Origin of the sequence: Cryobacterium sp. TmT2-59, from assembly GCF_004403545.1 — a bacterium.
Taxonomy (GTDB): domain Bacteria; phylum Actinomycetota; class Actinomycetes; order Actinomycetales; family Microbacteriaceae; genus Cryobacterium; species Cryobacterium shii.
In genome coordinates this window covers 1-9,604 of the sequence record NZ_SOGM01000082.1, presented here as the reverse complement: position 1 = coordinate 9,604, position 9,604 = coordinate 1, and the positions used below count along the sequence as shown (strand labels likewise).

Genomic DNA, 9,604 nt, shown 5'->3' with positions numbered 1-9,604 from the left:
GGCAAGAACGTGTCAAATCGAGGCCAGCAGCTCATCTCCAGTTCGCCAAAGCAAACTCAAACAACCACTAAACCCAACTCGACCATCAGCCGGAGGGAGTTACCATCTTGGTTTCTACTCAGTCGCTCCCTGAACGGGAAAGGCGAATGAGAAGAAACTAAAACCTTCGTCCCACTTGAGGGCGGGAAGCTCTGCGGCTTTCCGAACCTGTGGGGTGACTTGAATGACATTACGGTGAATACCGGGGACGCGCAACTTGCTCCAGCATCCCGGGCGTGTCGGGTTTCGATGGCCTCAAGCGGCCTTGATCGATCCCGGCCGGAGCGGCCCGCGCCCGGTCATCGCCTCGTCGATACGGTGACGGTGAACTTGGAGTTCCGACCCACCTGGTGGGTGGTCCCGACCAGTCGAGTCAGCGCTGGACGGTAGCCCAGGTGGGTGTTCCACACCGTCCACAGCTCACCATCCGGTCGGAGCACCCGCCCCGCATCGTCGAAGAGCTTGAGCGCGATGCCGGCGTGCACCGACGAACCGATGTGGAACGGCGGGTTCAGCACGATCAGCTCCGCCGACGCATCCGGCTGGCTGCTCAACGCATCATCTCTCACGACGGTGACCTGATCCAGCAATTCATTGGCCGCCATGGTCGCCCGGGCGGAGGCCACGGCCGCGGCCGACTGGTCAGTGGCGATCACGCACAACCGCGGCCGACGCCGGGCGAGGGCGGCCGCGATCACGCCAGTGCCGCAGCCGAGGTCGATGGCCGCCTGAGCATCCGGCTTCATCCGGTCCAAGAACTCGAGCAGGTAGCGCGTACCGATGTCGATCGTGGTCCCGGCGAAAGCGGCCCCATGCGCACTGACCGTCAGACCTAAATCGGCATGAACCACGAATTGGGGCCAGACGGCTCCATCCGTTGCGGCCAGGAGGGGGACGGATGCCGTCAGCACCCGGGATTTCTGCCGGGCCGGGGAGACGGAGACTGAACCGAAATGCCGGCTAAGCACCTCGTTCATGGCCGTGGTCATGTGCTTGATGCGCCCGCCGGCGATCACGACGACGTCCGGTGCCGCGAACCGAGCGATGGCGGCGGCAAGCTCATCGAGGGCGGCGAGGCTGCGTGGCAACTGCATCAGCACCACGCGTGCATTCACCAGCAGGTCCTCGCCGAGCTCGAGTGAGCGGTACCGGTCGGAGAGACCGGCCTCGGCCGCATTGCGGGCGAGGGCCAGTTCCCCGGAGAGTGCGTCCTGGTGCACCCGGATGTCGCGGGCAGCCGCCAGCGCCGCCGCGCCGAGGGTGAGCGCCCCGTATTTGTCCTCGAGCACGACGACCTCGCCGGCCTCTGCCGGTCCCAGCGCATCGGCCGCCTGATCAAGGATCAGCCGGTCGCTCGCATCCACGGCGAAGAGGTTATCGGCCTCCACATCGGGGTAGCGCCGCAGACGGTCGAAGGAAAAATCAGACATTCCCTCAGGCTAGCCCGGCGCGGGGCCCTATTCCCGGCGTTTGAGTGGAAGGGCGCCGTGATCGAGCGGGCGCCAGATGACGATCTGATTCGACCGCCGCGTCCGGGTGCCGGCACGCATCGAGATGACCTCACCGGCCGAGCCGGCCGCGAAGACGCGGCGGCCCGGACGGTTGAGCAGTTCATCGGCCAGGGCCGATTCGAGTTCCCGAAGTCGGGATTCGAGGGTGCGCACGTGGTCTTCCAGCCCCAGGATGCGACGGATGCCTTCAAGGCTCACGCCTTCGGCGCCCAGTTCCGCGATCTCACGCAGCTTCGCCACATCCCGCATCGAGTACCGGCGAGACCGACCGGGTGTGCGGTCGGGACTCACCAGCCCCAGGCGATCGTATTGGCGCAGGGTTTGCGGGTGCATACCCGCAAGCTCGGCGGCCATCGAGATTACGAAGACCCGGGTGTTCTCATCCACCGTCAGTCTCTCGCCTTCGCCAGAAGATCGTCGCGCGGGTTCTCTTTGGGCACCGCCTCGGCGAAGGCCATGAGTTTCTCCTCGGCGTCCTTCGACAGGTGTGACGGAACGGCGACCTGCACCTCGGCCAGGAGGTCCCCGGTGCCCTTGGGCGTCACGACACCGCGCCCCTTGACCCGGAGCACGCGGCCGCTCGGCGTGCCGGCGGCGATGCGCAGTTTGACCGGCGCGCCGCCGAGGGTCGGCACCTCGATCGTGGCGCCGAGAGCCGCCTCCACGAACGTGACCGGAACCGCGACTCGCAGGTTCAGCCCATCCCGCTCGAAGACCGGATGTTTGCGCACGTTGACGGTGAGCACGATGTCGCCGGCCTCGCCGCCGTCGGGGCTGTGCTGCCCCTGGCCGCGCAGCTTGATCTTCTGCCCGTCGGCCACTCCGGCCGGAATCTTGACCTTGATGGCCCGGCCATCCTGCGTCTGCAGGGTGATCTGGTCACCATGGGTGGCCGTGATGAAGTCGACCGTGGTCGACGCGACCACGTCCCGGCCCCGGGTCGGTCCGCCGTAGCCGCGGAAACCGCCGCTGGAGGTGCCGAATCCGCCGCCCTGGCCGCGGCCGAACATGCCGCCGAGCAGGTCATCGAACCCGCCCTGCTCGTAGGAGTAGCCGGGCTGTTGCTGACGCGCTCCGCCGCCGAACATGCCGCCGAAGACGTCGTCGAAGCCTCCGGCCTGGCCTCCGCCGGGGCGCGGGGCGGTGAAGCGAGCTCCACCGCCCATCGCGCGCACGGCGTCGTATTCCTTGCGTTGCGCAGGGTCACCGATCACCGAGTGTGCCTCGCTGATCTCCTTGAACTTCGCCTCGGCCGCAGGATTGCCCGGGTTGGAGTCCGGGTGGTACTTGCGGGCGAGTTTGCGATACGCCTTCTTCAGCTCAGCCGGGGTCACGTCCTTCGAGACGCCCAGGACCTTGTAGAAGTCCTTATCGAACCAGTCCTGGCTAGCCATCGCTCGGTACCTGAACGACGACCTTGGCCACGCGCAGGAGAGATGAGCCGAGGAAGTAACCGGTCTCGATCACGTCCCCGACGGTTTCCGTGTCGACATCCGCTGTGGGCAGCTGGAAGATCGCCTCGTGAATGGTCGGATCGAACGGCTCGCCGACGGCGCCGAACGGCTTAACGCCCAGTCGCTCGACGCTCGTCCGCAGCTTGGCCGCGATGGTGCTGAACGCCGAGTCCTCGGTGAGGTCGCCGTGCTTTTCAGCACGATCGAGGTCGTCGAGCACAGGGATCAGACCCTTGACGACGTCCACGGTGACGCGCTCGCGCTCGACCTCGCGGTTCGCCTCGGTGCGGCGCCGGTAGTTGGCGTACTCGGCCGTGACGCGCTTGAGGTCGGCGAGGTGCTCGCTCGTGGGCTCGGCGACTTCGCGGTTGGCGGCGTCCAGAATGTCCTGCACCGTCAGCTCGTCCTCTTCGATGCCCTCGGCCGAGAACTCCGCGTCCGCCGATTCGGAAGGCTCCGACGCGGACTGCTCCGCGCCGCCCGCCCCGGGGGCACCCTCGACGGGTGCCCCCTCTTCAAACGGCTCGTCCTCTGGACGCTTCGTGTCGTCTGCCATTACTTCTTCGCTTCGTCCTCGTCGTCGACAACCTCGGCGTCGACAACGTCTTCGTCGGGGTTGCCCGCTTCAGCGGTGGGCTCGGAGTCGGACGGGGCGCCGGGCGCGGCATCCGCCTGGCTGGACTTGTAGATGGCCTCGCCGAGCTTGCCCTGGCTCTCGTTGAGCTTGTCGAAGGCGGTCTTCACGGCCGCGTCGTCGTCTCCGGCGAGCGCGGACTTGAGGGCGTCAACGTCGGCCTGCACCTCGGACTTGACGTCCTCGGGCAGCTTCTCGTCGTTCTCCTTGATCAGCTTCTCGATCGAGTAGGCGAGCTGCTCGGCCGTGTTGCGAGTCTCGGCTGCCTCGCGGCGGCGCTTGTCCTCGGCGGCGTGCTCTTCGCCCTCGCGCACCATGCGCTCGATGTCTTCCTTCGCGAGCGAGGAACCGCCCGTGATGGTCATCGACTGCTCCTTGCCGGTGCCCTTGTCCTTGGCGGACACGTGCACGATGCCGTTGGCGTCGAGGTCGAAGGTGACCTCCACCTGCGGGATGCCGCGCGGGGCGGGCGCGATGCCGGTCAGCTCGAACGTGCCGAGGTTCTTGTTGTCGCGGGTGAATTCGCGCTCACCCTGGAAGACCTGGATCGCGACGGACGGCTGGTTGTCGTCGGCCGTGGTGAAGGTCTCGCTGCGCTTGGTCGGGATGGCCGTGTTGCGCTCGATCAGGCGGGTCATGATGCCGCCCTTGGTCTCGATGCCGAGGCTCAGCGGGGTGACGTCGATGAGCAGAACGTCCTTGCGCTCGCCCTTCAGCACGCCGGCCTGCAGCGCGGCGCCGACGGCGACGACCTCGTCCGGGTTGACGCCCTTGTTCGGGTCCTTGCCACCGGTCTCGGCCTTGACGAGCTCGTACACGGCGGGCATGCGGGTGGAGCCGCCGACGAGAACGACGTGGGCGATGTCTTCCACCTTGACGCCGGCTTCACGGATGACGTCCTGGAACGGCTTCTTCGTGCGGTCGAGCAGGTCTTCGGTCATCTTCTCGAACTGGGCGCGGGTGAGCGTCTCGTCGAGGTTCGCCGGGCCGTTCTCGGTCAGCGACAGGTAGGGCAGCTGGATGCTCGCCGACATGCTGCTCGAGAGTTCCTTCTTGGCCTGCTCGGCGGCTTCCTTGAGACGCTGCTTGGCGATCTTGTCCTTGGAGACGTCGACGCCGGTGGTTTCCTTGAACTTCTTGATCAGGTGATCCACGATGCGCTGGTCCCAGTCGTCGCCGCCGAGGCGGTTGTCCCCCGCGGTGGAACGCACCTGGATGGTGGAGAAGTCGTCGTCCTTGCCCACCTCGAGGAGGGAGACGTCGAACGTTCCGCCGCCGAGGTCGAAGACCAGGATGAGCTCGTCTTCCTTGCCCCGGTCCAGGCCGTAGGCCAGAGCGGCCGCGGTGGGCTCGTTGATGATGCGGAGCACGTTGAGGCCGGAAATCTCGCCGGCTTCCTTGGTGGCCTGGCGCTCGGCGTCGTTGAAGTACGCCGGAACGGTGATGACGGCATCCGTCACTTTGTCGCCCAGGTACGCCTCGGCGTCCCGCTTGAGCTTGGCCAGAATGCGGGCCGAGACCTCCTGCGGGGTGAACTTCTTGTCGTCGATGGCGACGTTCCAGTCGGTGCCCATGTGGCGCTTGACCGACGAGATGGTGCGGTCGACGTTGGTGACGGCCTGGCGCTTGGCGGTCTCGCCGACCAGCACCTCGCCGTCCTTGGTGAAGGCGACGACGGACGGCGTGGTCCGGAAGCCTTCGGCGTTCGCGATGACGGTGGGTTCTCCACCCTCGAGGACGGCCACCACAGAGTTGGTGGTTCCGAGGTCGATGCCTACTGCACGGGCCATGTGTGCGTTCTCCTTCAGAGTATTGTGGTCACCCTGATTTCTCAGAGTTGAGTGGTGCAGGCTCAAGTGTGCCAGTGTCTCAAATCGGAGTCAAGCCGGGCAGCTGAGAGTTGAGCGTGAGTGACTCAACTATAAGATTCACCACACGACGCTGCGTGTCGGTTACCGCGATCCACTAGCCTCAGCGCATGACCGGGATTACGGAGCAAGGCGGCACGGACGCCCAGGTACTGCCAGGCGCGATCAGCAGAGGGCGCGTCTTCGCCTGGGCCTTCTGGGACTGGGGATCCGCCGCGTTCAACGCGGTCGTCACGACCTTCGTCTTTACCGTGTACATCACGGGCACCGCGTTCGGCGACAAGGACGTCATCTCCGCCCAGCTCGGCTGGGCCCTGGCGATCGCCGGCATCCTGGTGGCCGTGCTCGCCCCGGTCACCGGCCAGCGGTCGGACACGGCCGGGCGGCGCAAGTTGTGGCTGGGCATCAACACATTCATCGTCGTGGCCCTCACCGCGGCGATGTTCTTCGTGCAGGCGTCTCCGGACTTCCTGCTGCTCGGTTTGTTCCTGGTGGCGGCCGGAAACGTCTTCTTCGAGTTCGCCAGCGTCAACTACAATGCCATGCTCGCCCAGGTCTCCACTGCCCGCACCATCGGCAAGGTCAGCGGCTTCGGCTGGGGCATGGGGTACCTCGGCGGCATCGTCCTCCTGCTCATCGTGTATTTCGGCTTCATCAGCCCGGAGGTGGGCCTGTTCGGCGTGACCGGCGACAACGGGCTGTCGGTGCGCGTCGCGATGCTCATCGCGGCCGCCTGGTTCGGCCTGTTCGCCCTGCCGGTGCTGCTGTCGGTGCCCGAATACCGCTCCTCCGCCGCCACGCGCCGGCAGCGCGTGAGTTTCCTCCGGTCATACGTCGTGCTCGGTCAGGACATCGCGCGCCTGTGGAGGACCAGTCGCCATACGGTCTACTTCCTCGCGGCGAGCGCGATCTTCAGGGACGGACTGGCCGGGGTGTTCACATTCGGCGGCGTGCTCGCGGCATCCGTGTTCGGGTTCTCGCCCGGCGAGGTGATCATCTTCGCGATCGCCGCCAACGTCGTGGCCGGTATCGCCACCATCATCTCCGGGTCGCTGGACGACCGGCTGGGCGCGAAACCGATCATGGTCACCGCGTTGATCGGCCTGATCGTCTGCGGCAGCCTCGTATTCCTGCTGCACGACGGCGGTCAGATCGTGTTCTGGACGGCGGGCCTGGCCCTCACATTCTTCGTCGGACCGGCCCAGTCGGCCAGCCGAACCTTCCTGGCCCGGCTGATCCCGGCCGGCCGCGAAGGGGAGGTGTTCGGCCTGTACGCGACGACGGGCCGTGCCGTGAGCTTTCTCGCACCGACCATGTTTGCCCTGATGGTGACGATCTTCGGGGCCACCTACTGGGGCATCCTCGGCATCATGCTGGTGCTGCTCGCCGGGCTGCTGCTGCTGCTGCCGGTGAAGGCCATGCAGGACCAGATCGGCTAACGGATGCGCGTGGCCTCGTTGTGCTCCACCAGCAGCCAGGTCGTGCCCTCGTCGTTGGACACCCAGCCCTCCCAGGCGTAGGCGTCGGCCGTGATCGAGACGAAGTTCCAGCGGATCGGCCGACCGTCGGTGCCGGTGCCGTCCTGGCGCAGACCGTTGCGGTGCGGGGTGGCCACGAGGTGGCAGTATTCCCCTTCGGCCGGCGCGAAGTAGCTGACCCGCCAGGCCCCGGCATCCGGGTCGTACACCCGTAGGGCCGTCGAGACGGTTTTGAAGCCGGTCGGATGCGAGCCGCTCACGACGAGTTCCACGTCCTGCACCGCGCGCCCGTCCAGCACGAACTCGACGATCCAGGTGAATTCGCGTTCGGTCCATTCGCCGCTGACCTCGTTCAGGCGCGACCCCTTCGCCGCCCAGGCTCCGACGAGCTGGCCGAACCGGCGCATCCGTCCGGGGTACTCGGGCGTCGGTCCCGGGGCGACGAGCGCCTCGGTGAAACTGGGCACGGATGTGGTCATTCCCCGATTTTACCGGGCGTATGTTGCATCCGTATGAACCGGTGCCTCCGGGAGTCGGAGCTACTCGCCCCGGGCGAGGTCCGCATCGGTAGCCGGGCCGGTCGACGGCCGGACATCCGTGCGGTGGAAGTTCAGGAATGACCGCGAGGCGGTCGGCCCGCGCTGACCCTGGTACCGCGAGCTGTACTCACTGGATCCGTAGGGGCGCTCGGCTGGCGAACTCAGGCGGAAGAAGCACAGCTGCCCGATTTTCATGCCGGGCCAGAGCTTGATCGGCAGAGTCGCCACGTTACTCAGTTCGAGCGTCACGTGGCCGGTGAAACCGGGATCGATGAAGCCGGCCGTGGAGTGCGTCAGAAGCCCGAGCCGCCCCAGCGAGCTCTTTCCTTCCAACCGGGCGGCCACATCGTCGGGAAGGGTGACCTTCTCATACGTCGCTCCGAGCACGAACTCGCCCGGGTGCAGGATGAAGGGCTCGTCGGCGGCGGTCTCGATCAGCCGGGTCAGATCCGGCTGGTCCTCGGCCGGGTCGATGTAGGGGTACTTGTGGTTGTCGAAGAGGCGGAAGAAGCCGTCCAGACGCACATCGATGCTCGACGGTTGGATCATGTCGGCCTGATAGGGCTCCAGACTGATTCGTCCCGCGTTGATTTCAACCTTGATATCGCGATCCGAGAGCAGCACGGGTCCAGCCTAACGGCGCGGACTTGATATGCTGGCACCGTTCCGATCCGGGCTCGCCCGCTGATCGGACGTGCGGATGTAGTTCAATGGTAGAACTTCAGCTTCCCAAGCTGATAGCGCGGGTTCGATTCCCGTCATCCGCTCTTCATCAGAAAGATAGAACCCCATGCCGAACTGCTCGATCGTGCGACAGGGCGGCCGGTGACACCGGACAGCGCCGGTCAGATCGGCTCCGGCCGTGGCGTCTGGTTCAAGCTGGCCTGGGCAATCCCCGTGGCGATCGCGCTGCTGGCCGGGGTGGTGCTCGCCGCCAAGGGGCTTCGTACCCTGCCGGAGATGCAGTCTTTCCTGGCCGAGTTCCCGGGGGCCTCGGCGTTACCCACCTGGGCACCCGTCGGCTTTCCGGCCTGGCTCGCCTGGCAGCACGGACTGAACGCCTTCTTCATCCTCTTCATCGTTCGTTCGGGCTGGCAGATTCGCAGCCAGGGACGTCCGGCCATGTTCTGGACCCGGCGGAACACGGGCCTCCTCCGCACCGCGGGAGCCCCCACCCGGATGGGGATCAACGTCTGGGTGCACCTCACGGTCGACGCCCTCTGGGTGCTGAACGGCCTCGCCTTCTACGTGCTGCTCTTCGCCACCGGCCAGTGGGTTCGCATTGTTCCGGTCAGCTGGGGCATCATCCCCAACGCCGTCTCGGCAGCCATCCAGTACGCCTCCCTGAACTGGCCGGTCGGCGACGGCTGGGTGAAGTACAACGCCCTCCAGACCCTGAGCTACTTCTTCATCGTGTTCGTGGCGGCTCCGCTGGCCCTGGCCACGGGCATCCGTCTGTCGCCGATCTGGACCTCACGCCGGCTCAGCAAGCTGGTCCCGCTCGGCCCGACCCGGGTCGCCCACGTCGGCGTCATGGTCTTCTTCCTGTTCTTTATCGTGATCCACGTCACCCTGGTCTTCGCCACCGGCGCGCTCCGCAACCTGAACCACATGTACGCGGCGCAGAGCGACGACGGCTGGACCGGCTTCTGGATCTTCGCCGCGTCGCTGGCCCTGATGCTCGTCGCCTGGTTCGCCGCCGGCCCACGCCTCCTCCGCGCCATCGCCTCGCTCGGAGGGTCCGTCACGACCCGCTGAATCCCGCGCCGAGTTCCGACTCGCCCGGCCACGACCAGCCCGACAGCATCGCCCGGAGCGACTTCACGGAACCCGTCGGTCCGAGTTTCTGGGAGCGCGGCAACAGCTAGCCGGACGAGTCCGCACGGCGGTGGTCGATGCGTGCCCGAACGAATTCGACGGAGATTTTGCCCGAATCGGGCCCAAAACAGGCCGAAAACGTATTTTCGGGCAGAATCTCGGCTCTCCTGTCGTAACCGTGGGTTAAACCCGGCCGGGGAGCACGGGTTTGTGGCCGCCGAGGCTGAGCATGGCGAGGGCGATGAGGGCGTCGGATGATTTGA

General features: G+C 66.3%; 9 protein-coding genes and 1 tRNA gene. 3 read left to right on the top strand and 7 right to left on the bottom strand.

What is annotated here, in order from left to right:
* Nucleotides 1-338: 338 nt before the first annotated feature.
* The 5 genes from E3T24_RS12695 to dnaK are packed head-to-tail and all read right to left on the bottom strand — an operon-like array spanning nt 339 to nt 5,428.
* The gene (locus E3T24_RS12695; protein ID WP_134366883.1) at nt 339-1,469 is read right to left on the bottom strand and encodes a methyltransferase; all 1,131 of its coding nucleotides are present in this window, start codon (nt 1,467-1,469) and stop codon (nt 339-341) included.
* Nucleotides 1,470-1,496: 27 nt separating this feature from the next.
* Complete coding sequence (locus E3T24_RS12690) at nt 1,497-1,937, bottom strand: MerR family transcriptional regulator (RefSeq protein ID WP_134366882.1); 441 nt, start codon at nt 1,935-1,937, stop codon at nt 1,497-1,499.
* A 2-nt stretch (nt 1,938-1,939) separates the two neighbouring features.
* Complete coding sequence (locus E3T24_RS12685; RefSeq protein ID WP_134366881.1) at nt 1,940-2,944, bottom strand: DnaJ C-terminal domain-containing protein; 1,005 nt, start codon at nt 2,942-2,944, stop codon at nt 1,940-1,942.
* Nucleotides 2,937-3,560, bottom strand: coding sequence for a nucleotide exchange factor GrpE (locus E3T24_RS12680; protein ID WP_134366880.1), 624 nt, complete (start codon nt 3,558-3,560; stop codon nt 2,937-2,939). The genes E3T24_RS12685 and E3T24_RS12680 overlap by 8 nt, the downstream gene beginning before the upstream one ends.
* Nucleotides 3,560-5,428 (bottom strand): molecular chaperone DnaK, encoded by a 1,869-nt coding sequence (gene dnaK, locus E3T24_RS12675; protein ID WP_134366879.1) that lies wholly within the window; start codon nt 5,426-5,428, stop codon nt 3,560-3,562. The genes E3T24_RS12680 and dnaK overlap by 1 nt, the downstream gene beginning before the upstream one ends.
* Nucleotides 5,429-5,616: 188 nt before the next feature.
* Here dnaK and E3T24_RS12670 point away from each other — a divergent pair, with 188 nt between their 5' ends.
* Nucleotides 5,617-6,945 carry an MFS transporter gene (locus tag E3T24_RS12670; RefSeq protein ID WP_134434681.1) on the top strand — a complete coding sequence of 443 codons (1,329 nt, stop codon included), beginning with the start codon at nt 5,617-5,619 and terminating at the stop codon, nt 6,943-6,945.
* Here E3T24_RS12670 and E3T24_RS12665 read toward each other — a convergent pair.
* Together E3T24_RS12665 and dcd are read right to left on the bottom strand one after the other, a co-directional pair.
* Entirely contained in the window at nt 6,942-7,463 is a 522-nt protein-coding gene (locus tag E3T24_RS12665) for a hypothetical protein (RefSeq protein WP_134366877.1), read from the bottom strand. The two genes, E3T24_RS12670 and E3T24_RS12665, sit on opposite strands and share 4 nt — an antisense overlap.
* A 60-nt stretch (nt 7,464-7,523) precedes the next feature.
* Nucleotides 7,524-8,147: a dCTP deaminase gene (gene dcd / locus E3T24_RS12660; RefSeq protein WP_134366876.1), complete on the bottom strand. Its 624-nt coding sequence runs from the start codon at nt 8,145-8,147 to the stop codon at nt 7,524-7,526.
* Between the two features lie 72 nt (nt 8,148-8,219).
* On the opposite strand from dcd, the gene E3T24_RS12655 reads away from it, so the two are divergent.
* Together E3T24_RS12655 and E3T24_RS12650 are read left to right on the top strand one after the other, a co-directional pair.
* Nucleotides 8,220-8,290, top strand: a tRNA-Gly gene (locus E3T24_RS12655).
* A gap of 58 nt (nt 8,291-8,348) precedes the next feature.
* Nucleotides 8,349-9,281: a hypothetical protein gene (locus E3T24_RS12650; protein ID WP_134366875.1), complete on the top strand. Its 933-nt coding sequence runs from the start codon at nt 8,349-8,351 to the stop codon at nt 9,279-9,281.
* Nucleotides 9,282-9,604: the final 323 nt, after the last annotated feature.